General features: G+C 63.9%; 20 protein-coding genes, 1 tRNA gene and 1 pseudogene. 12 read left to right on the top strand and 10 right to left on the bottom strand.

Features of this window, described 5'->3' with window-relative positions; genetic code table 11:
* Positions 1–204: 204 nt before the first annotated feature.
* The 7 genes from ABJ196_RS00195 to ABJ196_RS00165 all read left to right on the top strand — a co-directional run bounded on the left by ABJ196_RS00195 (position 205) and on the right by ABJ196_RS00165 (position 6011).
* Positions 205–795, top strand: a complete 591-nt coding sequence (locus tag ABJ196_RS00195; protein WP_347304706.1) for a CarD family transcriptional regulator — start codon at positions 205–207, stop codon at positions 793–795.
* Positions 796–798: 3 nt separating this feature from the next.
* On the top strand, positions 799–1584 hold the full coding sequence (gene ispD, locus ABJ196_RS00190; RefSeq protein ID WP_347304705.1) for a 2-C-methyl-D-erythritol 4-phosphate cytidylyltransferase: 786 nt from the start codon (positions 799–801) through the stop codon (positions 1582–1584).
* Between the two features lie 9 nt (positions 1585–1593).
* A complete protein-coding gene (gene ispF / locus ABJ196_RS00185; protein ID WP_347304704.1) occupies positions 1594–2082 on the top strand; it encodes a 2-C-methyl-D-erythritol 2,4-cyclodiphosphate synthase in 489 nt (162 codons plus the stop codon).
* A 95-nt stretch (positions 2083–2177) separates the two neighbouring features.
* Positions 2178–3629: a cysteine--tRNA ligase gene (gene cysS / locus ABJ196_RS00180; protein ID WP_347304703.1), complete on the top strand. Its 1452-nt coding sequence runs from the start codon at positions 2178–2180 to the stop codon at positions 3627–3629.
* 37 nt (positions 3630–3666) lie between these two features.
* On the top strand, positions 3667–4617 hold the full coding sequence (gene rlmB / locus ABJ196_RS00175; protein ID WP_257035741.1) for a 23S rRNA (guanosine(2251)-2'-O)-methyltransferase RlmB: 951 nt from the start codon (positions 3667–3669) through the stop codon (positions 4615–4617).
* An 18-nt stretch (positions 4618–4635) separates the two neighbouring features.
* Positions 4636–5370: an AAA family ATPase gene (locus tag ABJ196_RS00170; protein WP_347304702.1), complete on the top strand. Its 735-nt coding sequence runs from the start codon at positions 4636–4638 to the stop codon at positions 5368–5370.
* On the top strand, positions 5367–6011 hold the full coding sequence (locus ABJ196_RS00165) for an AAA family ATPase (protein WP_257035743.1): 645 nt from the start codon (positions 5367–5369) through the stop codon (positions 6009–6011). Before ABJ196_RS00170 ends, ABJ196_RS00165 begins: the two co-directional genes overlap by 4 nt.
* Here the strand turns inward: ABJ196_RS00165 and ABJ196_RS00160 are convergent.
* From ABJ196_RS00160 to ABJ196_RS00145, 4 genes are all read right to left on the bottom strand, one after another.
* Positions 6008–6844, bottom strand: coding sequence for a hypothetical protein (locus ABJ196_RS00160; protein WP_347304701.1), 837 nt, complete (start codon positions 6842–6844; stop codon positions 6008–6010). The genes ABJ196_RS00165 and ABJ196_RS00160 overlap by 4 nt on opposite strands.
* A gap of 361 nt (positions 6845–7205) precedes the next feature.
* A complete protein-coding gene (locus tag ABJ196_RS00155) occupies positions 7206–8153 on the bottom strand; it encodes a metal ABC transporter permease (protein WP_347304700.1) in 948 nt (315 codons plus the stop codon).
* A gap of 14 nt (positions 8154–8167) precedes the next feature.
* Positions 8168–8881: a metal ABC transporter ATP-binding protein gene (locus ABJ196_RS00150; protein ID WP_347304699.1), complete on the bottom strand. Its 714-nt coding sequence runs from the start codon at positions 8879–8881 to the stop codon at positions 8168–8170.
* On the bottom strand, positions 8871–9791 hold the full coding sequence (locus tag ABJ196_RS00145; protein ID WP_347304698.1) for a zinc ABC transporter substrate-binding protein: 921 nt from the start codon (positions 9789–9791) through the stop codon (positions 8871–8873). Before ABJ196_RS00145 ends, ABJ196_RS00150 begins: the two co-directional genes overlap by 11 nt.
* A gap of 96 nt (positions 9792–9887) precedes the next feature.
* On the opposite strand from ABJ196_RS00145, the gene ABJ196_RS00140 reads away from it, so the two are divergent.
* Positions 9888–10979 (top strand): LacI family DNA-binding transcriptional regulator, encoded by a 1092-nt coding sequence (locus ABJ196_RS00140; protein ID WP_347304697.1) that lies wholly within the window; start codon positions 9888–9890, stop codon positions 10977–10979.
* Between the two features lie 74 nt (positions 10980–11053).
* Here the strand turns inward: ABJ196_RS00140 and otsB are convergent, their stop codons facing one another.
* The 5 genes from otsB to ABJ196_RS00115 all read right to left on the bottom strand — a co-directional run bounded on the left by otsB (position 11054) and on the right by ABJ196_RS00115 (position 15920).
* Complete coding sequence (otsB, locus tag ABJ196_RS00135) at positions 11054–11824, bottom strand: trehalose-phosphatase (RefSeq protein ID WP_347304696.1); 771 nt, start codon at positions 11822–11824, stop codon at positions 11054–11056.
* Positions 11825–11845: 21 nt separating this feature from the next.
* Positions 11846–12337: a hypothetical protein gene (locus tag ABJ196_RS00130; protein ID WP_347304695.1), complete on the bottom strand. Its 492-nt coding sequence runs from the start codon at positions 12335–12337 to the stop codon at positions 11846–11848.
* A complete protein-coding gene (locus ABJ196_RS00125; protein ID WP_347304694.1) occupies positions 12334–13749 on the bottom strand; it encodes a trehalose-6-phosphate synthase in 1416 nt (471 codons plus the stop codon). Before ABJ196_RS00125 ends, ABJ196_RS00130 begins: the two co-directional genes overlap by 4 nt.
* A 9-nt stretch (positions 13750–13758) precedes the next feature.
* Positions 13759–14094 (bottom strand): hypothetical protein, encoded by a 336-nt coding sequence (locus tag ABJ196_RS00120; RefSeq protein WP_257035752.1) that lies wholly within the window; start codon positions 14092–14094, stop codon positions 13759–13761.
* 68 nt (positions 14095–14162) lie between these two features.
* Entirely contained in the window at positions 14163–15920 is a 1758-nt protein-coding gene (locus ABJ196_RS00115; RefSeq protein ID WP_347304870.1) for a threonine/serine exporter family protein, read from the bottom strand.
* Positions 15921–16212: 292 nt separating this feature from the next.
* Here ABJ196_RS00115 and ABJ196_RS00110 point away from each other — a divergent pair.
* The 3 genes and pseudogenes from ABJ196_RS00110 (at position 16213) to ABJ196_RS00100 (ending at position 18345) form a co-directional block, all read left to right on the top strand.
* A tRNA-Thr gene (locus ABJ196_RS00110) sits at positions 16213–16285 on the top strand.
* A 235-nt stretch (positions 16286–16520) separates the two neighbouring features.
* Entirely contained in the window at positions 16521–17393 is an 873-nt protein-coding gene (locus tag ABJ196_RS00105; protein WP_347304693.1) for a hypothetical protein, read from the top strand.
* 242 nt (positions 17394–17635) lie between these two features.
* Positions 17636–18345, top strand: a pseudogene (locus ABJ196_RS00100) (IS6 family transposase).
* Between the two features lie 246 nt (positions 18346–18591).
* Here the strand turns inward: ABJ196_RS00100 and ABJ196_RS00095 are convergent.
* Entirely contained in the window at positions 18592–21732 is a 3141-nt protein-coding gene (locus ABJ196_RS00095; protein WP_347304692.1) for a choice-of-anchor G family protein, read from the bottom strand.
* Between the two features lie 548 nt (positions 21733–22280).
* Here ABJ196_RS00095 and ABJ196_RS00090 point away from each other — a divergent pair.
* Positions 22281–22991, top strand: coding sequence for an IS6-like element ISCef5 family transposase (locus ABJ196_RS00090; protein ID WP_347304691.1), 711 nt, complete (start codon positions 22281–22283; stop codon positions 22989–22991).
* The last annotated feature ends 100 nt before the right edge of the window (positions 22992–23091 follow it).

Raw genomic sequence — 23091 nt, 5'->3', positions numbered from 1 at the left:
TTAGCCTAGTCGTTAGCGGCGGGAAGTACACAGTTTTGAGCCAGTTGGGGGCTACGCCACATGCGTAACATGGGGGTATCCGGGGGTAAACCCGGGGTACGAACGCTGCCCCTGTCCACCGTGGTAAAATTTATCACCATATATGCGTGTGTCGCGTCGCGCGATGCGCGCCAACGAACCCGAACGAGGAGTGACTGGACAAACATGGAGTTCAAGGTCGGCGAGGTCGTCGTTTACCCGCACCACGGTGCTGCAGAGATTACTGCCATCGAACAGCGTGAGATGGGCGGGGAGACCTTGGAGTTCCTCGTGCTTCAGATCAAGCACTCGGATCTCGTCGTGCGCGTTCCTTCCAAGAATGCCGAGCATGTCGGCGTGCGTGACGTCGTGGGCAAGGAAGGCCTGGAGAAGGTCTTTTCCGTCCTGCGCGAAACCGACGTCGAAGAGGCTGGCAACTGGTCCCGCCGCTTCAAAGCCAACCAGGAGCGTCTCGCCTCCTCGGATATCAACAAGGTGGCCGAGGTCGTTCGTGACCTGTGGCGCCGCGACCAGGACCGCGGCCTGTCCGCCGGTGAGAAGCGCATGCTTGCCAAGGCCCGCCAGATTCTCGTGGGTGAGCTGGCCCTTGCCACCCCGGTCGATGAGAAGAAGGCTGACGCCCTCGAAGAGGAAATCCAGGCCACCATCGAGCGCCACCGCGCTGCAGGCCTCGTGGAGGACAGCACCGTCGTTACCGGCGGTGATGATGAGGACCTCGCAGACCTCAACTTCGACGACTCTGACGACGAAGAGTAAATAATGTCGCGCCGCGTCATTGCGCTCGTGGCTGCGGCCGGCCAAGGCACGCGCCTCGGCGCGCCGATCCCTAAGGCCTACGTCGAACTCGACGGCGTCCCGCTGCTCGCGCGTTCCGTGCGTCTGCTGCTCGACTCCGGCCGCGTCGACGAGGTCATCGTTCTCGTGAGCCCCGACATGGAGGACACCGCTGCGCGGGTCCTTGCAGACGCCCAGCTTGCCGATGCCCCCGTGCGCCTCGTCCACGGCGGCGGCGAGCGCGCCGACTCAGTCTGGGCCGGCCTCCAAGCCGCGGCGGCCGATGCCGCGTCGACTGGCGCGCCCGCTGGCGCGTCGGCTGGCGCCGACGCGGGTAATCAGGATGCCATTGTCCTCGTCCACGATGCCGCCCGCGCGCTCACCCCGCCGGATATGGTCGCGCGCATCGTTGACCGCGTCGCGGCCGGTGCGTCCGCCGTCATCCCGGTGCTGCCCGTCGCCGACACAATCAAAGAAATCGACGGCGACACCGTTCTCGCGACACCAGATCGTTCCCGCCTACGCGCCGTCCAGACCCCACAGGGCTTCGATCTCGCGACGCTCATCCGCGCCAACGAGGCCCACTTCGCAAGCAGCCAGGACTTCATCGCGACGGATGACGCGAGTCTCATGGAATGGTTCGGCGCCACCGTCGTGACCGTCCCCGGCGACGCGATGGCGTTCAAGATAACGACCCCGCTCGACCTCACTCTGGCCCGCGCCGTCCTCGCTGACGCGCTCGCGTCCGCTCGCACGCCAGAAACAGATTAAGGAGAATCCATGACCCAGCCGATTATTCCGCGCGTTGGCATCGCCACGGATGCCCACCAGATCGAAGAAGGCAAGCCCTGTTGGATCGCAGGTCTTCTCTTTGACGGCGCGGACGGCTGCGAGGGCCACTCGGACGGCGACGTTGTCTCCCACGCCATCGTCGACGCATTGCTTTCCGCGTCGCAGCTGGGCGACCTCGGCTCCTTCGTCGGCGTTGGCCGCAAGGAATACGCCGGCGTCTCCGGAGCTCAGCTGCTCAAAGAATGCCGCGCGCTGCTTGAGGAGAACGGCTTTACTATCGGCAACGCCGCAGCACAGCTCGTAGGCCAGACCCCGAAGATGGGCCCGCGCCGCGAGGAGGCCGAGCGCGTGCTCACCGAGATCCTGGGCGCCCCGGTGTCCATCTCCGCGACGACGACCGATCACCTCGGTTTCACCGGTCGCTCGGAAGGCCGCGCCGCCGTCGCGACCGCTGTCGTGTGGAAGGCCGCCGAATAAGCCAGCGCCTAAGCGAGTGCTGCGCAGGCAGCCGTGCCCTCCACCGATTTCGGTGGGTAGCAAAGAAAAGCCCAGCGTCCCCTAGAATGGGCTGCGTGACTTCCAACGATAAGCAGACCCCGACCACGCAGCTTCACATCTATGACACGGCGGCGCGTACGCAGCGCCCGTTCGAGCCCATCCGGCCCGGTCACGTGTCTATCTATCTGTGTGGCGCGACCCCGCAGGCCCAGCCGCACATCGGTCACCTGCGTTCCGGCGTCGCCTTCGATATCCTGCGTCGTTGGCTCATTGCTCAGGGCTTCGACGTTGCCTTCGTTCGCAACGTCACCGACATCGACGACAAGATTCTCACTAAGGCCGCGGACAACGGCCGCCCTTGGTGGGAGTGGGTGTCCACGTACGAGCGCGAGTTCACCAAGGCGTACAACACGCTCGGTGTTCTTCCGCCCTCCGTCGAGCCGCGCGCGACCGGTTTTGTCACCCAGATGGTCGATTACATGCAGCGCCTCATGGACCGCGGCTTCGCCTATGCCGTCGGCAAGACCGACGGCGAAGCTGAAGGAGCAGGTTCCGTTTACTTCGATGTCAATGCTTGGGTCGCGGCCGAGGGTTCCGACTACGGATCCCTGTCCGGCAACAAGGTCGAGGAAATGGACCAAGGGGAGGGCGTGGACGCCCTCGACCGTGGCAAGCGCGGTGCCCAAGACTTCGCCTTGTGGAAGGGCGCGAAGCCCGGCGAGCCCTCGTGGCCCACGCCGTGGGGCAAGGGTCGCCCGGGCTGGCACCTGGAGTGCTCGGCGATGTCCACGTACTACCTGGGTTCCGAGTTCGACATTCACTGCGGCGGCCTGGACCTGCAGTTCCCGCACCACGAGAACGAGATTGCCCAGTCCCACGCGGCCGGTGACGGCTTCGCGCACTACTGGATGCACAATCACTGGGTCACCATGGCCGGAGAGAAGATGTCCAAGTCCCTGGGCAACGTGCTCTCCGTGCCCACCATGCTGGAGCTTGTCCGCCCAGTCGAGCTGCGCTACTACCTGGGCTCGGCGCATTACCGCTCCGTGCTTGAGTACTCCGAGGCCGCGCTCACTGAGGCCGCCGCGGGCTACCGGCGCATCGAGGACTTCCTTGCGCGCTTCGACAACGTCGAGGTGGGCGAGTGGACGCAGGGCTTCGAGGACGCGATGAATGACGATATCGCCGTTCCACGCGCCCTGGCAGAGATTCACACCACGGTGCGCGCTGGCAACAAGGCGCTCGCCGAGGGGGACGATGCCCGCGCGCTGGAGCTCGCACAGTCCGTGCGCGCGATGGCTGCGGTGCTGGGCTTCGACCCGATCGAGTGGGCGTCTGGCTCCGCTGCGGATTCGGGTGCGGCCGAGCAGGCGCTCGACGTCCTCGTCGCCGCCGAGCTCGAGGCACGTACCACCGCACGTGCCGAGAAAGACTGGGCCACGGCAGATGCCGTGCGCGACCGACTCGCAGCAGCGGGCATTACCATTACCGATACTCCCGACGGCCCCACCTGGTCGCTGGCTTAAATTACACGTTTCACACGCTCTAGAAGGATAGATTTTTATGGCACGAACTCACGGCCGCGGCGGCGCAGGCGCACGCAAGTCGAATAAGAAGGGTGCGCTCAAGGGCACCGGCGGACAGCGCAAGAAGGGTCTCGAGGGCAAGGGCCCGACCCCGAAGGCGGAGGACCGCGTCTACCACGCCAAACACAAGGCGAAGCAGATTCGCGAACGTCGCAACTCCGGCCGCCACGTCAAGGAGACCGCAGAGATGGTCGTGGGCCGCAACCCTGTCGTGGAATGCCTCCACGCGAAGGTCCCGGCGACCTCCCTCTACATTGTGCAGGGCACCCGCATGGACGAACGCCTCTCCGAGGCCGTTGCCATCGCGAACTCCCGCAACCTGCCGGTGCTCGAGGTCCAGCGCCACGAGATGGACAATATGACGGGCAACGGCATGCACCAGGGCATTGGCCTGCAGATTCCGCCGTTCAAATACGCGCAGGTTGAGGACCTCGTCGCCGACGTGGCGTCCAAGCCCGAGCCGGGCATGTTCGTCATTCTCGACAACATCACGGACCCGCGTAACCTCGGCGCAGTCATTCGCTCCGTCGCGGCCTTCGGCGGCCACGGCGTCATCATCCCGGAGCGCCGCTCCGCTTCCGTCACGGCCGTGGCTTGGCGTACCTCCGCGGGCACCGCAGCGCGCCTGCCCGTGGCGCGTGCGACGAACCTCACGCGCACGGTCCAGTACTTCCAGAAGCACGGCTACCAGGTCGTGGGCCTCGACGCCGGCGGCGAGCACACACTCGACACCTACGACGGCGGCACGGATCCCGTCGTCATCGTCATCGGCTCCGAGGGCAAGGGCATTTCCCGTCTCGTGCGTGAGAACTGCGACGAGGTCATGTCCATCCCCATGACCCCGTGGGTCGAGTCGCTTAACGCCTCCGTCGCGGCCGGCGCGGTGCTGTCCGAGTTCGCCCGCCAGCGCCGCGTGGCCCAGAAATAGGCTCGCGCTTTCGCCGCCATGTTTCTCACGAGCGTGCGTCCCGCCGCGGAGCTTATCGGGGAGGGACTGCCCGACGTGCCGGAACACATGCGCCGCCTGGGCGCGCTCATCGCAGCGCTGCCCGGCGGCGCCTTGCGTTTGCCTACGCCCGTTACCGTCGTCGTGGGGGATAACGGCGCCGGAAAATCCACGCTGCTAGAGGCCATCGCCGTGGGGCTTGGCGTCAATCCCGAGGGCGGCTCGCGCCACGCCCGTTTTGCCACCGGCGACGAGGACTATCCCGAGTGGCTCATCTGCTCGCGGGCGCACAACCCGCGCGACGTGTACTTCTTGCGCGGCGAGACCTTCCTCAACTTGAGCGAGTATCACCGCCAGATCCACAGCCCGGAGAATCCCGATCCGCTCAGGGACCTGCCGTTTCTCAGCCACGGGCAGGGTCTGCTCGCCCTCGTCGAGAAACGCTTCCATTCTGCCGGAATGATCATTCTCGACGAGCCGGAAGACGGCTTGTCCTATCCCCGGCAGGTCGAGGTTGTCACGCAACTCGAGCGCCTTGCTGCCCAGGGCGCACAGGTTATCCTTGCGACGCACTCGCCAGTCTTCCTCAGCATGCAAGGCGCGACGGTCTACGCGTTCGGCGACAATGGGATTGCGCCCGTCGCTCCCGAAGCGACGGAAGCTGTTCACGCCGCGCGCGAGTTCCTGGCCGATCCGTTGGGGACCGCCGCGTTTCTAATTGGGGACGGCGAATGAGGGACTTCTATGTCGACGCCTATGCCGCGGTGGACGGCGGCCACGGACCTGAGTGGGTGTCCTCCGTTCCTGGTTTCGTGGCGCTGCGACGCCAGGGACTGGACCTGCGTGCGCCGGTGACCGTGCTGACCGGGGACAACGGGGTGGGCAAGTCGACGCTCGCCGAGGGCATTGCCTTCGAGTACGGCTTTCCTGCGCGCGGCGGGATTTGGGGTGTGCAGCGCTCCGCCGGTCCCATCAATCCCCTCCGAGGGTGGGCGAGCCTGCGCTTGGGTAACGCGGCGAAGGACGGCTACTTCCTGCGCGCGGAGGCCCATTACAACGTCGGTTCGACCGCGATGTCGCACGGCGAGTCCGTCATGGACGTCGTGCAGCGTTCCTTTGATGGGCGCGGGCTCTACATCCTCGACGAGCCGGAGTCCGGGCTTTCGCTCGTGCGGCAGATGACGCTCATGGCGGAAATTCATCGCGCCGCGGAGGCGGGTGCGCAGTTCATTGTGGTGACGCACTCGCCGATCGTGGCAGCCATCCCCGGTGCGCGGATTGTTGAAATTACAGAAGATGGGTTCTTCTTAGAGCTGCGCGACGTGACACAGACGCTGGCGTTTCAGTCCCTCGCCGAAGTGATGCGGCGGGTCTAAAGGCCGAAGAAGTCCTCCACGAGCTCGGCAGCGATGAAAGAATCCGTGTTTTTACCCAGGCGTGGGTCGAGCTCGTTGCCCGACGGGATGACGTGGCCCATGCCCTCGACGCTCACGAGCTCGACGGGTGCGCCGGTGGCGTCTGCCGGCTTCCAGCGGTCGACAACGGTGTCGGGGAAAAGTTGGGTGCGCTCTGGGCCGGCGGCATGGTTGAGCTCCGCGAAGCGTGCGGCGTTCTCTTGCGCGCCGGTGACGGCACCGCGGGTGCGCTTCGGGTCGATGCCCGCCGTTCCGCCCTTATAGGGCGCGAGTCGGTCGCCCGTGCCGTGGACGAACATGACCGGGGTGGGCTGGTACGCCGAGTCCGGATTGGTGGGTGCATGGTTGGCGCCGGCGCCGAGAGTGGAGGCGAAGACGCAGGCGGCATCGGCAAGCCCGGGCGCGTCGAAGAGCAAGCGGATAACCATCTGCCCGCCGTTGGAGAACCCGCAGAGGAACACGCGGCCAATCTCCTGCTCCGCGCGCAGCTCGTCGAGGATGGCGTGCGTGAAGGCGACGTCATCGATGCCCAGCTCGCGCGCGGCGACGGGCAGAGTGGCGCGGGCATCATTAAAGTGCTGTTCCACGCCGGTGGGGTAGACCGCAAGCATGCCGTGGCGAGTGGCGAGTTCGTCGAACGTGCCGTTGGTGAAGCGGCGGATGACATTCGCGGATTGCAGGGAGCCGTGGAAGAACATGAGGATGTCGGGCTTCGCCGCGACAGTGTCGGGGCGGTACACGAGGTACTTGCGGGTGCGGTCTTGTAATTCGAGGCTACGGCGTTCCAAAGTCACCCTTGTAGCTTAATCCTTGACGCTTGAGGTGCTGCCGAGGGCGGCTAGTCAGAAGGATAGCCATGTCGGAATTACTTGCTCATGTGGCGCTTGGTTCATGCTGCGTGCGTCGAGGCGTTATGCGGTATGACTTCCTCGTCGGGGCGCGGTAGGCCCGCGCGTGATGTGGGGAAGGCCTCGCGTACCTCGTGGGCGAGGGGCGGACCTACGACGGAAGGGAGGTAGTCAATGGGTAAGCATTCATTGAACGCACCCGGTCGTACAAAGAATGACTCCGCCACCGCTAGGGTTGCCATCCTTAGCGTGGTGAGCGGAGTCCGCAACGTCGTGGCCGCTGTGGTGAAACTCGCTGTAGCGAAGGCTAATCCTGATGCGCGCAGTGCTCATCGTGCGTCGAGGTGTGGTGTGCCTCGGCGTCGGCGCGATCGGTGGCGGCGCGGAAGTGTTCCTGGGAGGCGCGGCGGGCGGCGACGTCGTCGCGGACGGCCTTGCGGCTGCGGGCCCAGCCGATGCCGCGGCAGACCAGGTAAATAACAAAAGAGATGCTCGTGACGAAGACCGAGACGGGCAGGCCGGGCGCCAGGGAGAGGACCAGGCCGCCCACGGCAGCGACCTCAGCGAAGATGGTGGACCACATAATGGCGCGTACCGGAGACGAGGTCACCTGTACCGCGGCGGCGCCCGGGGTGATGAGCAGTGCCATGACGAGCAGGGAGCCGACGATCTGCACGGACTGTGCGGCAGCGAGGCCGACGAGGATGGCGAAGACGACGGACAGTGCGCGTACGGGCACGCCGGCGGCCTGCGCCATGATGGGGTCCGCGGAGACGAAGAGCATGGGACGCCAGAACAGCGCGACAGCGCCGACGACGATGACCATGGTCGCGGCGAGCAGCCAGACGGAGGCGCTCGAGACGCCGACGATCTGACCGGTCAGCAGCGACATCGCGGAGTTCGAATTGCCGGGGTAGAGGTGCAAGAAGAGCACGGAGAGACCGAGGCCGAAGCTCATGACGACGCCGATGGCGGAGTCCTGCTGGCCCTTGAAGCCGAGGACGGCGAGCACGATGGCAGCGACGATGGCGCCGGCGACCGCGCCGAAGCCGATGTTGAGGCCGAAGAGGAGCGCGGCCGAGGCGCCCATGAGGGCGAGCTCCGAGGTGGCGTGCACGGAAAACGACATCTGACGCAACACGATGAGCGAGGTCATCACGCCGGAGAGGATGCCGAGCAGGGCGCAGGCGATAAGCGACTGCTGCACGAAGTCGATGCTCAGGAGGTACTGGGTGTCCTCAATATATTTCTGCATGGATGATTCCCCTTCTACGCGACGATCAGGCGGCCATCGATTTCGATGACGTTGACGCGCGAACCATAGAGCTCAGAGAGCACGTCGCTGCGCATGACCTCGTTGACGGTGCCCATGATGTGGCCATGCGGCGCAATGTAGAGCACACGGTCGACGACGCCGAGCACCGGGTTGATGCCGTGGGTGACGAAGACGATGGACAGGTCGCGCTCGCGGCGCCAGGAGTCGAGCTTGTCCACGGTGGCCTGCTGGCGCGCCGGGTCAAGCGAGAGCAGTGGTTCGTCCGCGAGCAGAAGCTGCGGGTCGGCGGCGAGCGCTTGGGCCTGGCGGATGAGCTGTTGCTGGCCGCCGGAGAGCAGGCCTACGCGGCGGTCTGCGATGCCGGTTGCGCCAACCTCGGCGAGGAGCTCGTCTACTCGAGCGCGCGAGGCGCGGCGGTTGTTCACCACGCCATGGGCGAGGGAGAGGGAGACGAGGTCGCGGGCGCGCATCGGCAGCTCAGGCGGGAACATGCGCTGCTGAGGGATATAGCCCACGCGGCAATTGACGTCCACGCGGCCCTCGCTGAGATGGCGCGTGCGCAGGATGGTGCCGAGCAGCGTGGACTTGCCCACGCCATTGGGGCCGAGCACCGCGATGAACTCGCCGGGCTCGATGTCGAAGGACATGTTCGACCACAGCGGGTCCACCGCGGCGTCGCGGAAGGAGACGAGCGACTTACTTGGCATTGGACTCCAGCGCGGAGACAACGGACTCGTAGTAATCGAAGAAGTTCTCGCCGTCCACCGGGGTCTCGCCGATTTCGACGATCGGGATGCCGGCGGCCTCCGCAGCATCGTGGATGCGCGTGGTCATATCCGTCTCGGTCTGCGGGTTGTAGATGAGGACGTCGATGTCGCCGTCCTTGATGACGCCGAGGAAGCGCGCGAGGTCAGCTGCGGCCGGCTCGCCCTCGTCGAGGGTGGCGGCGCGGTACTTCTCCGGCGTGTTGTCAGTCCAGGAGTCCGACGGTGCGAGGAGGTAGTCCGCAATCGGCTCGGTCTGCGCGTACTTCTTGGCGGGCAGCGCGGCGATGCGGTCGGCAAAGCCCTTCGTCTTCTCCTCGAGGCCGTCGGCCGAGGCGCCCGCCTCCGGGTCCTTGGCGTTGATGGCGTCCGCGATCTCCTCGGCGACGACGTTGATGGCCTCGACGTCGTACCAGATGTGCTCGTTACCGTCGATGATCGTGACCTTAAGGCCCTCGTCATTCATGTGCTCGTCGAGCGTTCCGTGCTCAATGAGCGGCAGGGCGGTGACAACCTTGTCTTGCTCTTTGACCGTCTCGTAGAGCCATGCGTCGTAGCCGCCGCCACCGACGACGACCATGTCTGCCTCATTGGCCTGCGCGATATTGGCCGCAGTGGGCTCGAAGTGGTGCGGATCCACGCTCGGGTCCGTAATCACAGAGGAGACCTCGACGTCCGCGTCCGTGGACTCGGCGACGACGTTGGCGACGTCAGCCCAGATCGGCGTGGAGGCGACAATCTTAATGGTCTTGTCGCCAGAGGCTGACGAGTCAGAGGAGCTAGAGGAGCAGCCGGTGGCCGTGAGAGCCAGTGCTGCGACGGACACGAGAGTCAGGGAACGCGAGTGAATCATGCGCTCCAGTTTTCCGTTGTTGCAACTCAATGTCAATTGATAACCAATTGAAAATCGGGGGAGGTCGGCGCGGGTGGGTGAGGTAGGGTAGCGCTTATGGTCAAACGCACCCCACAACGCAAAACTCTGGCGTCGCTCGCCGCCGAGTTGGGGGTATCTCCCACCACCGTCTCGAACGCATACAATCGCCCGGATCAGCTCTCCGCAGCCACGCGTCAGCGCATCCTCGCCGCGGCGGCCGCGCGAGGCTACCCGGGTCCCGATCCCACGGCGCGCAGCCTGCGCACCCGCCACGCTGGTTCCGTGGGCGTCCTGCTCACCGAGCACCTTTCCTACGCCTTCGAGGACCAGGCCTCCGTCGACTTCCTCGCGGGCGTGGCCGAGGCTTCCGCCGGCGCGGATACGACGCTGACCCTCATCCCCGCCGGCCCCGGCACCAGCTCGCCTGCCGATGCCCCCTCGCTCGTCGCGCGCGCCGCCGTCGACGGCTTCGTCGTCTACTCCGTCGCCGCAGACGACCCGTACCTCGAGGCCGTGCGCGGCCGCGGCCTGCCCGTGGTGGTCTGTGACCAGCCCACAGACGCCGGGCTGCCCTTCGTGGGCATTGACGACGTTGCAGCCATTGAGCCAGCGGCGCGTGCGCTCGTGGAAGCTGGCCACACGAAGATCGGCATCCTCGCTATCCGTCTCTTCCGCGAACCGGTGGACGGTTTCGTTTCGCCGGAGCGCCTGGCCGAGGCTGACATGCACGTGCAGCGCTCGCGCGTGACGGGCGCGCTGCAGGTCTTCCATGAAGCTGGCATCACGGACGTTCCGGTGCTGACGCGCCACCTCAACAATGCCCAGACCACGCACGCAGCAGCTACCGAGCTTCTCGATGCCCACCCCGAGCTCACCGCCGTCCTGTGCACCACGGACTCCATGGCGCTGGGCGTACTCACAGTGGCGCGCGAGCGCGGCATCGATGTCCCGGGCGAGCTCTCTGTCACTGGCTTCGACGGCATTCAGACCGCCCGCCTGCGCGGACTGTCGACCGTCGTGCAGCCGAATAAGGCGAAGGGCGCGGCCGCGGGCCACATGCTCGCCTCGCTCATCGCGCGCGGTGAGGCCGAACTACCCGATGAGACCCCGCGCCGCCTGCTGCCCACGACCTTCGAGCGCGGCACGACCATCGCCCCGCCGCGCTAACTACCGAAAACTGCGACAACCTGCGCGGCGGGCGAGGGATTTTGGTTATGCGCCGCTGCGGCACTTTTTGGCACTTAGCGGCCGAGGAAGTCCGCGCGAGCGGCGGCGAGGTCCGTGAGGAAGTCCGCCACGGCGTCGACGCCGGGCACGCGGTGGACGGCGGTGGTCTCGCCCGCGCCTACCTTGACGCCCAGGTCCGGGCCAGCAGGCAACTGGGTGAGCGCGGCGAAGCCGGTCTCGTCCGTGACGTCGTCGCCGAGGAAGACGACGGCCGTGGCGCCCAGGCGCTCGCGCAGGGCCTGAATCCACGAGCCCTTCGTCGCCGAGGAGGCGGAGAATTCCACGACCATCTTGCCTTCGACGCCGGGAAGATCGAGGGCGAGTGCGGCGTCGAGCGCGGCACGTGCGGCTGCGGGATCCTGGGAATGCAGCTTGAGCACGTGGAGCACGCGCTGGAAGGGTTTGTACTCGATCTCGGCGCCGGGGAACTGGGCGAGGATGGGGCGAAGCTGGGCTTCGACGTCGTCGAGGAAGGCCTGCTGTTCGGGCGTGACGGGGGTCGCGCCCGCGGGGCCTGCGGTCTCCGCGCCGTGGGAGCCACCGAAGATGACGGGATCGTGGAGCGGGCATACGCGGGCGAGCCCCTCGAGGTGGCGACCGCTGAGCACCGCGGCCCACGTGTCGGGGAGCTGGGCGAGGCGCTCGAGCGCCGTGAGCGAGCGGGGATCCGCGTGGACCGCGTAAGGGTCCGTGGCAAAACCGGCGAGCGTGCCGTCGAAGTCGGAGACGACCGCGAGCCGCGGGGTACGTGCGAGCTCGTTGATGAAAGCCGGCTGTTCGGTCATAAATGCTCCTTTTCAGCGTTTCTAGGCAGCGAGGGATACGAAGCGGATGGCAGGCGAGTCCACGCGGCCGTCGCGCAGGGTGAAGACCATCTGGTTGTTCTCGTCGACGCGGAGGGTGAACTCGTGATCCTGAGCGAGCAGGCGTGTGAGCTGGTTGTGCGCCCACAGGGACTCGCCGGTGCAGTCAGCGCGCGTGTCGTCGACGTGCACGGAGTCGATGCGCACGGCGTCCGCGTCCTCGACGTTGGATTCTTCCTCGCCGTTGAGGTACGTGGCGTCCGCGCGGAACTGGGCACAGCCCGTCGTCCCCACGAGTCCCTGCGTGCCGAGCGTGAGACTGGGCGCGGGTTGGACGCTCTCAGGGATGGAACTGGGGGCATCGGCAGCCGTGTAGATGCCGACGACCTGCCAGGACTTATCCATGCGTACCTGGTCGCCGGGCGCGGCGTTGTCCTCCGGCGTGCCGCAGGCCGCGAGCGTGAGAGCGAGGAGAGGAGCGAGGATTTTCTTCATTTTTCCTCCAAACAGTCGAGGAAGGAATTCGCCCACAGGTCGACGTCGTGCTCCATGACCTGGGCATGCATGGCATGCATGCGCTCAGCGAGGACCTCCGGCTGATTGCGCAGGCCGACCACGGCGTCCCGCAGGGCCTTCTTAATGGACTCAATGTCGAAAGGATTGCACAGGTAGGCCTGGGTGAGCTCGACGGCGGCGCCGGCGAACTCGGAGAGCACGAGTGCGCCCGAGTCGTCCCCGTGGCAGGCGATGTATTCCTTGGCCACGAGGTTCATGCCGTCCTTGAACGGCGTAACGAGCATGACGTCTGCCATGCGGTAGTAGCGGCGAAGCTCGTCCTTGGACACGCTCGTGTGGCGGTAGTGGACGACGGGTGCGCCGATTTGGGCGAAGCGTCCGTTGATGCGGCCTACGGCCTCCTCGATCTGGGAGCGGGTCTTGCGGTAGCTCGTGATGCGCTCACGCGAGGGCGTGGCGATCTGCACGAGGCAGACCTCTTCCGGGTTGAGGGCGCCGGTCTCGAGGAGTTCCTCGAAGGCCTTGAGACGCTGAAGGATGCCCTTTGTGTAATCGAGTCGGTCGACGCCCAGGATGACGGTGCGCTCGTGGCCGAGGTCCGCGTGGAGGCGTTCCGCGCCGCCCAAGTCAGCGGCGGACCATTCGTTCATGGCGGCGGCGTCAATGGAAATGGGGAAGGCGCCCACGCCCACGCGGCGGCCGTTGTTCAGTTCCAGGTGCGCGGTGACCTCGCGCGTGGAGACCTCGCCGGAGACCTCGATGCCAAAGCGGCGGGCCAGCGCCAGGAAGTTGCGGGCGTTGGCCTCGAGGTGGAAGCCCACGAGGTCCGCGCCGAGGAGTCCACGGACGAGCTCCATGCGCCAGGGCAGCTGCGCGAAGAGATCCGGCGCAGGGAAAGGAATGTGGAGGAAGAAGCCGATGGTGAGGTCCGGGCGCAGCTGGCGCAGGATGCCCGGCAGCAGCTGGAGCTGATAGTCCTGAATCCACACGGTCGCGCCCTCGGCGGCGACGGCAGCGACCTCGTCGGCGAAACGGAGGTTGACCTCGCGGTAGACGTGCCACCAGTCGCGGTCATAGACCGGGGTGACGAGGAGGTCGTGGTAGAGCGGCCACAACGTGGCATTGGAAAAGCCCTCGTAGAAGCCCTCAAAATCCGCTTGGGAGAGTTTGACGGGGTGGAGTAGCACGCCGCGTTCGGTGCGGAAGGGCTCGGGCGCGTCCCCCACGACGCCCGGCCAGCCGACCCAGCAGCCGTTGTGCTTTTCGAGCACGGGAGTGAGCGCAGCGACCAAACCGCCCGGCGACGGGGTCCAGGTCCGGGTTCCGTCGGGGGCGGTGTGGAGGTCGACTGGCAGCCGGTTGGCTACGACGACGAAGTTGTTGTCGCTCATACCTGCGCTTTAAGACTTCTTCGCGGTCTTTTTGGCGGCCTTTTTCGAGGTCTTCTTAGCAGCCTTGGTGGTCTTCTTGGTCGACTTCTTCGTCGCCTTCTTGGTAGCCTTCTTCGTTGCTTTCTTGCGCGTGGCCTTCTTCGGCTGCGCTTCTTCGTGCTCCGCGAGGACCTTGCGGTGGATGAGTCCCTTGGGCTCCACACCGAGCATGGACATCAGGGTGACGCCGTCGAGGAAGTCTTCCGAGTACGTCGCGACAATGCGGCGCGCGGCGCGGGCGGTCTCTTCCTCGAGGACGTGCGAGTTATCCGCACTGGGTTGAACGTCGGTGACCTTGGGTGGCACGAATGTCCTCCTGCTTGACGGGATTGTTCTTAGACCTTGCAATTCTACGCTATTGCGCGACAGGCCGCTCAATCGCCGTGAGGAATCCGGGGCGGGAAATCTGGGTCGTCCGGCGAGGAGGAGCCGTCCGCCAACGGGCTGGAGATGGCCTCCCACGTTTCCGTGGCTGGGTCGAGAGCCTCGAGGAGGTCGAGCACCTCGTGGCTGTTGAGCTGTTTGAGCTGCTCGCGTACCGTCTTGTCCTGCTCCATACGGACCTGTGCCACGCTCGGGCTTTCCGATGCCCCCGTGGTCTCGGCCGGAGCTGGCTGCGGCGCCTGCACGGGCGGCGGCACGGGGCGCTCGACGCGCGGGGCACGTGGGGAGAGCGGCACGCGCGGAATACGCGGGGTGCGGTGGCGCAGCGCGCGGGCTTGGTGCGCGGAGAAGCGCCCCAGGCGCTTGAAGGCTTCGTACGGACGGAAGTACTGCGGGCGGCGCAGGCGGCGTGCGCCGCGCTCGCCGAGCACGACACCCGCGGCCAGCGAGCCCGCTATGGCGATCGCCGTGGCGAGGTTGGTGAAACCGGTGATGACCTGCTCGTTGATCGTGGCGTACATGCCGCGGTAGAGCATGAGACCCGGCAGCATCGGCGTGTAGCCGATGATCATCGTAATGAGCGGCGGGATGTAGTAACGGCGAGCAAGGAGACCGCCGGCGAGTCCCACCGCGATGGCGGAGATGCCGCAGGCCACGACGGTGCCCACGCCGAAGGGGATGACCACGAAGTAGTAGAAGACCATGCCGGCGCCGGCGGTTAGTCCGGAGACGATAACTTCTTTCCACGCGGCATACAGCGAGTACGCGAATGCGGCAGAGCCGATGGCGCCCATAGTGATAAGCAGTGGGATTTGGTGATAGACCGGTGCTGCCATCGTTTCCAGAGGTGGCAGCGGGAAGCCCAGGGCATCGGCAGTTTGAATCCCTAAGCCGACGCCGCCGATGATCGCGCCGGTGGCCAGCACCGCCTCGAAAAAGCGCGCGGTGGAGGTGACGGGCGCACGGGTGATGCCGTCGACAAGGGACTGTACCAACGTCAGCCCCGCCACGAGGATGATGATCCCCGAACCAATGACCTGTGACGGAACGAGGTGGATGCCAAGCGTCGCCGCTAGGTTATAGGACAACGCGGCAGGGAACACGGCGATGAATCCGCCGGTGATGTTTTGATAAAACGTCGGAACCCGATAACGCGCGAGGAGAGTATTGACTCCCATGATGAGGATGGTGATGATAAACGTCAGCGCCGCTGCCAGCAGCCCGCCGCCGAGGACGACCGTGAAGGCCGCGCCCATGACGCCCCAGCCGACGAGGACGGAGCGGATACCGCGCGGCGGCGGCATGTGATCGATTTCGTTGAGGATGCGCTCGGCCAGCGCGGGCGGCGTGGCGCCGGAGTGGATGGAGCGGATGAGCTTATCCACGGCCGAGAGCTTGGAGAAGTTCACATCAATGCCCGGTGCCACGCGGAAGACCGTGATCGGCCGGCGGTCCGCGCCCGTGCCCACGTTGGTGTGGATGGTGATCGTGTTCATCACGACATCGACGTGGCAGTAGTGCAGGCCATAGGACGCCGCTGCGAGGTAAATCTGGGAGCGCGCGTCCGCGTTCGAGGAACCAGCGCAGATGAGGATCTCGCCGATGCGCGCGGCGATTTCCATCACGCCCGTCACCTGCGCCGGGTCCGTGAGATCGACCGGTGCCAGCGGCGACGGCGGGGGTGCGGCCTGGGCCGCGTCAATCGTGGCGATGCGTGTGCGGGCGTCGCCGAAGAAGCCGCTGCCCAGCTTGCCAGCCCAGCCGCGGAACTGATCTTTGAGATGTGTCACTGTGTCTACGTGTGCCTTGCGTTGAAATGGGGGCCGCGTCCGTGAGGCGGCGCGACCACCGCGTGTGTCGAGAGTCGAATAACTGCGTATGCGTATCTAGCCTGCAACTCTATCTGTAGTGCCCGCCGCCGCGCACCCCTGCACCTGCACCCCTGTGCCTGTACCCCTGTGCCGCGCCATGCTCGCGCCGCTTAGGTACCGGCGGGCGCCATATTGTACGATTTAGCCCTAGTGCGCTTCGCTCGCACAGGCTGGAGTGGCGCAATTGGTAGCGCAACGCACTTGTAATGCGTAGGTTGCGAGTTCAAGTCTCGTCTCCAGCTCTGAATCCCCAGGTCAATGGCCTGGGGATTTTCTCTTGTAGCGGCAAGTGTCTAAAAAGTGTCTAAATAATAGCTGTCACCGGACGGGTTCATCTGAACTCTTCGGGCTCTCATGCAGCCCTTCCTTCGGGAAGAGTGGATAGCGCTGAGGAATAACCGGGTAGAGACAGTCGGGTTCTCCTAGCGGCGAATAAATGCCTACTCTGGTCCTCCTCATGTGGGCTGATCGCCGGCCATGCTTGGAGGTAAGGGAGAAGCCTGTCTGGAGGGGCTCGGTAGTAATCGGAGAAATGTGATGGTTATGGACATCGGACAAAATGAACCCGGCGCGCTCCAGCGTCTGGCGATGGCTTGGAGGGGGTTCGAACGTGCCGATCGTATCGCCTTGTCCTTTCCTCAGAGTGTGCTTGAGCTTGCGAAACCGGGGAGCGAAATTGATCGAATCCTCGAGGAGCTGCCAGAGCCTCCAGTAGACCCGAGGCTGACGATCTCTTACGGGATTACCTCTGCCATGGGGTCAATTCGGCAGATTCTCTCACTCGTGGAGCCCGAGTCTGGTGGAACGACGCCAATTGTCCTGCAGTCATTGGCTAGGACAGCGCTCTTGGGAGCCGCCCGAGTGGTCTACATGCTGGGCCCGGACGACCACAGGGATCGAGTCTCTAACACGACTGACATCCTGACTGTTGAGGGAGGGAGCCTCAGGCGGGCCTACAGGACGTTCTCGTCCTTCACCCAACTCACCGCGCTTGTTCCTCCTGCAGAGTTGGTGGCCAGCCAGGAGGAACGGCTGAAGGCAGTAGGGAACCGGGGACGCTTGGGTGAGCAGGAGATCCTCAATCGAACAGCAGGGATCGCGGCTCATTTAATTGCTTCGGCGGGCGTCACCCTAACTGCTGCTGAGCGTAGCGAGCACGAGGTGACACTGAGGGAGGGGTATCAGTGGATATTTAACACCTTTAGCGGTGTAGCTCATGGCTTCGCGTGGCCGAGCATGGTTCCAGGAACCGCCACTATGAGTGGGGATTTTATTGCAGACTTTGGTCTTACGGTCGACCTAGCTTGCTTGGCGGTGGATCTCGTGGAACAGAGAAGGAAGGCTGAATGACGGTAGCTTAAAGTCTCGGGCCGGGAAACTGACTTCCCCTACCTCCTAGCGAGGTGTTTTCAAGGCCTATGTAGCTGACTGACTGCCTAGCCGTCGTCACTTTTGCCGGGTGATTGCTTGCCATTCCTGTGAAGCTGACTCGGGGAAGGCTCAGTGAGGACAAGCTGTTGTGGTGAAGCGGGTGAGAAGGTGCTGTTGCAAAGTTGGGGCAGTAGGAAGAGCGACGTGAAATAATCACAGCCATGGGTATCTTCTCCGGTCGTCATTTCCCCGTGAAATCATCCTGTGGGCGGTCCGGTGGTACTGCCGCTACGGGCTCAGCTACCGCGATCTGGAAGAAATGATGACCGAACGCGGCATACCGGTCGATCACAGCACCATCTACCGCTGGGTCCAGAAATATGCTCCTGAGCTGGACAAGCAGACCCGGTGGTACCGACAAATCCCGGATTGGCAGGCCCGGTCCTGGCGGGTGGACGAGACCTATATCCGGGTCGGGGGAAAGTGGTGCTACCTCTATCGGGCCATCACCGCGGGCGGGCATACCTTGGATTTTTACCTGTCCCCAAAGCGTAACGTCGCCGCAGCGAAGCGTTTCCTGGCCAAGACCCTGAGGTCGAACACGATAACCGGGTCCCCGCGGGTGATCAACACCGATAAAGCACCCTCCCTGGCCAGGGCAATCGCCGAGTTGAAGTCAGAGGGAATCTGCCCGCAGACCGTGGAACACCGGCAGGTGAAATACCTCAATAACGTCATTGAAGGAGATCATGGGCGGCTGAAACGGATCCTCGGACCGAAAGGCGCGTTTAAGAACCGGACCTCGGCGTACCGGACGTTGAAAGGGATGGAAGCGATGCGCTCATTACGGAAAGGCCAGGGCGCGATGTTTGCCTACGGGCAACCGAACCCGGATGCGGTGATCGTCAGCCGGGTGTTCGAGGCTGCCTGAGAACGCCGACCCGCAGCGAGCATCAGAGGATGAAGACTGGGTCGTCACGGCTCTCCCCCCAACTTTGCAACAGCACCATCTATAGGCAGTGTTGGTCGGTAGAAACGGGTCTACCCCTATCCGACGGAAGTTATTCGGCCGGTATATGGAAAACGAATGTCCGCTGCACCCTCATTGAGGGCACAGCGGACAAGTGCCGTTAGCTTGATCTGGCTGGCCGAGTAATGGCCATCGAGTCAAACGGTATTAGACAGAACTTCCGATTATGGTCTGCCGTTCCGAATCGCTGCAGGAGGCCGAGGCCACGCCCAACGAAGCGAGGACGCCGGCCCCAATCACGGCGGGCACGATAACACGCTCATCGATTGAACGGGCAGCCTCTTCAATTCTTCGGTTAACCTCGGTCAGCCATGCCGGCTGAGAACTCCCCGGAATCTCTAACCGGTCTAGCTGCGCCTGAATTTGGCCACCAATCGTCTGGGCCAAGGGCTCCAGCAGGGGTGCGCTGACGGCGGCAGCCGTCCCCAGAACCGCCAGCAGCGCGAGGATCGAACTGGACGTTGTAGCCATGCACTGGTCGCCTCCGGCTGACGAACCACCCACGATCACGGAAGATGAGCCGGAACCACCGGAACCACCGGAACCACCGGAACCGCCGGAACCACCGGGAGCACCCGGTGTACCGGGTTCGCCCTGTTCGCCCTGGGCGACAGTGACGGTGGTGCCGTCGGAGAACTCGATGACGGTGTTGCCATCAGCGTCGGTGGTTTCCCCGACGATGGTGATGGACTGGCCATCCACACCGGCTGGGACTGTTACTGAAGTGCCGTCGGAGAACTCGATGACCAGGTCACCGGAGTCATTGAGGTAAGAATTTGCCACGGTGATGGAAGCACCGTCGGCACCGTCAGCGCCAGCGAGGCCGGCGGGAATGACCACAGTGTTGCCATCAGAGAAGGTCAAGGTGATATTGCCATCCGGATCAGTGACCTGGTTGGTGATCGTGATGGACTCACCATCAGCACCAGCTGGGACTGTGATCGTTGTGCCGTCGGAGAAGACTAGCACAACATCACCGTTTGGCTGGGGGTCCTGGGTGATAATTGTAATGGATTCACCCGGGGCGCCGTCTGCTCCATCCTTGCCGTGTGGCACGAGCATTTCAGTCCCGTCGGAGAAGATGATTGTTGTGAAGCCATCACCGGGGATGACGTCTACTACCCCGAAGGGGGCCATTACGACGTTGACGCGGGCGAACTCATTGTCTGTCGTGCCGTCTGGGTAATCGACGGTGACGGGAACGCGGTAGAGGAAACCAACCGGGGCATCCGTCGGGGCGGTCACTGTCAGGTCGCCGGTGGCCGGATCAATGTCGACGGTCCAGCTCGGCGGTGGCGCCCAGCCCGACTCGATGGAGAATTCCGTCCCTTCCGGGATGGCAGCGTCGCCGATCTGGGGGATGGTGATTGTTTCGCCAGATTCAATCGTGCCCCAACCGTATCCGGGGTCGTAGGTGACCGCGTATGGGGTATCGACGTAGGTGTAATCGACGGGTTCAGAACGAAAGCCGTTTGTTTCTACCGTTACTTGGACGGTGTCCTCAGTGGTGTTCAGGTCTGCCCATACAGGGGCGATGAACGTAACGGAACCTGATGTGGGATCCGCCTCGAAGTCCGTGATTGCCAGATCTTCGACGTAGATTGTATCGATGCCGGCGGGGTCGCCGTTGTCGTCGAGATATGCGAGGTTATCGCCGGTCAGTGTGACAGCATTGCCGCCTTCGCGCGGCCCCTCGTCGGGATTGATGGCCAGATCAGTGGCCACCGCGGTATCCGTGGCAGTCACCGTAGAGCGCGACAGCGGTAGGTCGACTACTCCTCCGGTGGTGCCCAGGCCCAGTAACTTGATGTGCACCGGCTGGATGTCGAAGTTGGCCGACGGGTCGGTCGGTGTACCGACGACTGCGTTCGGACGGTCCGTGACTGCCTCACCGGAGGCGACCAGCTCATTGGTTTGTGCGTTGACCTTCACCTGGAGGACTTCCCCCAGGACGGTGTTGATCAGGTTCCCGAGGCCGGTATCTACCGCGAGTAGCGTCTCTACGGGTTCAGTCAGGGTGCCGATGAGGTCGTTGAGGATGGTGACCTCGAGGTCACCATTGTCATTTTCCTCCCCGAGGAGGCCACCCACCGCCGTCGTCAGGCCGTCGAGAAGCCCTGCCAACAGGTTACCGAGGAGCCCGCTGCCTTCGATGATCGATTCGTCTTCAGCCAGAATCTGCGCCAGCGTCCCATTGATGTCGAGAACCCGACTACCGAGAACGGAAACGTTCGTGGTCAGCCGTGTGTCCAGCACTCCCTGGTTGATCGTCTGAGTGATCCGGTCGGAGAGCGTCTCGAGGAGCCCGTCCACGGTCCCGACGATCTCGGTGAGCTGCGCATCGTTGATCAGCGGGGTGTTCGGATCGAGATTACTGAGGTTGTCGCCGTGGAGCTGCTCCAGGTTGACCTGCAACTCACCTTCTGCCAGGTTCAAGGAAACAAGCCCGTTGGGATCCTCGAGCGGCTCTGCCAACAGCTGGTTCAAGGTCTCTTCGACATTGGTCTCCAACACCGGCCCCTCGATCCTGAGGACACCAAGCGTTCCCAGAACTGAATTAAGGACGCCTGTGACACTGTCCAACAGGCCTGCTTCGCCGAGCAGTCCTTCGACGGTGTCGTCCAGACCGGCTCCGAGCCCGCCGGGTTCAACCAGTCCGCCGACTTCTTCCAACAGCGGACTGTGCAGGTTCAACTGGGCATTCGCCACCGCGTATTCAGCCGTGACCTGCTCACCGTCAGCTTCCGCACTGGAGCTGACCGCGCCCAGGCGCAGCGACAGATCATCTGCCAGACTGTCGGTGACCACCCCGAGTCCGAGCTGGTCCAGGAGGGCTGTCAGCTGCACTGAGGTTTGGACATTGCCCGCCTCTTGGGTGGGATCCGCGTTGATGACGCCGTCCGCATTGAGGACGCCGGCCGCGGCCCGGGCCGAATTCGCGTCGGAGGCAGCCGCGTAGGTACCGAGTACACCCACGCCCTCGGTACCGAGGTCCAACAGTCCGTTCCCGGATCCGTCGTCGACAAGTGGCAGGGTGATGGCACCGAGGTTGAGGTTGATTGACTGCGCCAGCGCGAGGGTGAGCTGACTGGTCTCCGGGGTATCGCCGTCGTCCTCGGGCCAGGACTGTTCGGTTTCGATGAGAGTGAGCAGATCATTAAAAGCATTCTGACTGTCCGGGGTAATGAAACCGCTGAGCAGTGAGAGATCAAGCAACGTGCCCTGCGCGTAGGAGATCTGTTGTGCGATCTCCTGAGCCTGAGCCTGCGCGACCATCGAGTTGGGCACGAGCGGATGTGACGGGACAGCGACAAGAGTCCCGCCGATAAGTGCTGTACTAGTTATGGCTGCGACACTGAGTTTGATTCTGCGCCGCATACTCCGCGGGGACGCGGAAAATTTCACGTTCAAGGTATAACTCCTGTTATGGCGGGGCCTGTTGACAACCCTGAGCGGGCCTAGCCATAGACCGTTGGACCATAATCTCTAGGACCAAATACTTAACTCATGTCAAGCACTAGTCACGCTAAAAATTTGTATTATCTTTGTGTCATACGGTAAAAAATTGACCAGAAGCCCCCTTACCTGCGGTGTCACGTATTTACCAGGAAACAATATACCTCCTAGTAGTACTTCGTTAGGTGTCTCGGGGGTGGTGACAGTAGGGGCAGCGGTCCAGCAGGTGGATGACGGCGGTCTGGAGTGCTGCCAGGACGGCGTAGAAACTCAGCCCGCCTCCGGGTCTTTTGGGTCTACGTCCTCGGCCACGCGTTGCCCAGTGAGGTGCTGTTGCAAAGTTGGGGCAGTAGGAAGAGCGACGTGAAATAATCACAGCCATGGGTATCTTCTCCGGTCGTCATTTCCCCCGTGAAATCATCCTGTGGGCGGTCCGGTGGTACTGCCGCTACGGGCTCAGCTACCGCGATCTGGAAGAAATGATGACCGAGCGGGGCATACCGGTCGATCACAGCACCATCTACCGCTGGGTCCAGAAATATGCTCCTGAGCTGGACAAGCAGACCCGGTGGTACCGACAAATCCCGGATTGGCAGGCCCGGTCCTGGCGGGTGGACGAGACCTATATCCGGGTCGGGGGAAAGTGGTGCTACCTCTATCGGGCCATCACCGCGGGCGGGCATACCTTGGATTTTTACCTGTCCCCAAAGCGTAACGTCGCCGCAGCGAAGCGTTTCCTGGCCAAGACCCTGAGGTCGAACACGATAACCGGGTCCCCGCGGGTGATCAACACCGATAAAGCACCCTCCCTGGCCAGGGCAATCGCCGAGTTGAAGTCAGAGGGAATCTGCCCGCAGACCGTGGAACACCGGCAGGTGAAATACCTCAATAACGTCATTGAAGGAGATCATGGGCGGCTGAAACGGATCCTCGGACCGAAAGGCGCGTTTAAGAACCGGACCTCGGCGTACCGGACCTTGAAAGGGATGGAAGCGATGCGCTCATTACGGAAAGGCCAGGGCGCGATGTTTGCCTACGGGCAACCGAACCCGGATGCGGTGATCGTCAGCCGGGTGTTCGAGGCTGCCTGAGAACGCCGACCCGCAGCGAGCATCAGAGGATGAAGACTGGGTCGTCACGGCTCTCCGCCTGAAGTTTGCAACAGCACCCATCAAACTCCACATCTCTCCA

This window comes from Corynebacterium sp. SA-MJD20WY100, from assembly GCF_039822565.1.
In the GTDB taxonomy this organism is placed as follows: Bacteria; Actinomycetota; Actinomycetes; order Mycobacteriales; family Mycobacteriaceae; genus Corynebacterium; species Corynebacterium phoceense_A.
This window is presented reverse-complemented; position numbering and strand designations above follow the sequence as displayed.

Coding starts and splice junctions, on each gene's coding strand:
- ABJ196_RS00195 (WP_347304706.1), top strand. CDS start 205: ATGGAGTTCAAGGTCGGCGAGGTCGTCGTTTACCCGCACCACGGTGCT.
- ispD (WP_347304705.1), top strand. CDS start 799: ATGTCGCGCCGCGTCATTGCGCTCGTGGCTGCGGCCGGCCAAGGCACG.
- ispF (WP_347304704.1), top strand. CDS start 1,594: ATGACCCAGCCGATTATTCCGCGCGTTGGCATCGCCACGGATGCCCAC.
- rlmB (WP_257035741.1), top strand. CDS start 3,667: ATGGCACGAACTCACGGCCGCGGCGGCGCAGGCGCACGCAAGTCGAAT.
- ABJ196_RS00170 (WP_347304702.1), top strand. CDS start 4,636: ATGTTTCTCACGAGCGTGCGTCCCGCCGCGGAGCTTATCGGGGAGGGA.
- ABJ196_RS00165 (WP_257035743.1), top strand. CDS start 5,367: ATGAGGGACTTCTATGTCGACGCCTATGCCGCGGTGGACGGCGGCCAC.
- ABJ196_RS00155 (WP_347304700.1), bottom strand. CDS start 8,153: ATGCAGAAATATATTGAGGACACCCAGTACCTCCTGAGCATCGACTTC.
- ABJ196_RS00150 (WP_347304699.1), bottom strand. CDS start 8,881: ATGCCAAGTAAGTCGCTCGTCTCCTTCCGCGACGCCGCGGTGGACCCG.
- ABJ196_RS00145 (WP_347304698.1), bottom strand. CDS start 9,791: ATGATTCACTCGCGTTCCCTGACTCTCGTGTCCGTCGCAGCACTGGCT.
- ABJ196_RS00140 (WP_347304697.1), top strand. CDS start 9,888: ATGGTCAAACGCACCCCACAACGCAAAACTCTGGCGTCGCTCGCCGCC.
- otsB (WP_347304696.1), bottom strand. CDS start 11,824: ATGACCGAACAGCCGGCTTTCATCAACGAGCTCGCACGTACCCCGCGG.
- ABJ196_RS00130 (WP_347304695.1), bottom strand. CDS start 12,337: ATGAAGAAAATCCTCGCTCCTCTCCTCGCTCTCACGCTCGCGGCCTGC.
- ABJ196_RS00125 (WP_347304694.1), bottom strand. CDS start 13,749: ATGAGCGACAACAACTTCGTCGTCGTAGCCAACCGGCTGCCAGTCGAC.
- ABJ196_RS00105 (WP_347304693.1), top strand. CDS start 16,521: ATGCTTGGAGGTAAGGGAGAAGCCTGTCTGGAGGGGCTCGGTAGTAAT.
- ABJ196_RS00090 (WP_347304691.1), top strand. CDS start 22,281: ATGGGTATCTTCTCCGGTCGTCATTTCCCCCGTGAAATCATCCTGTGG.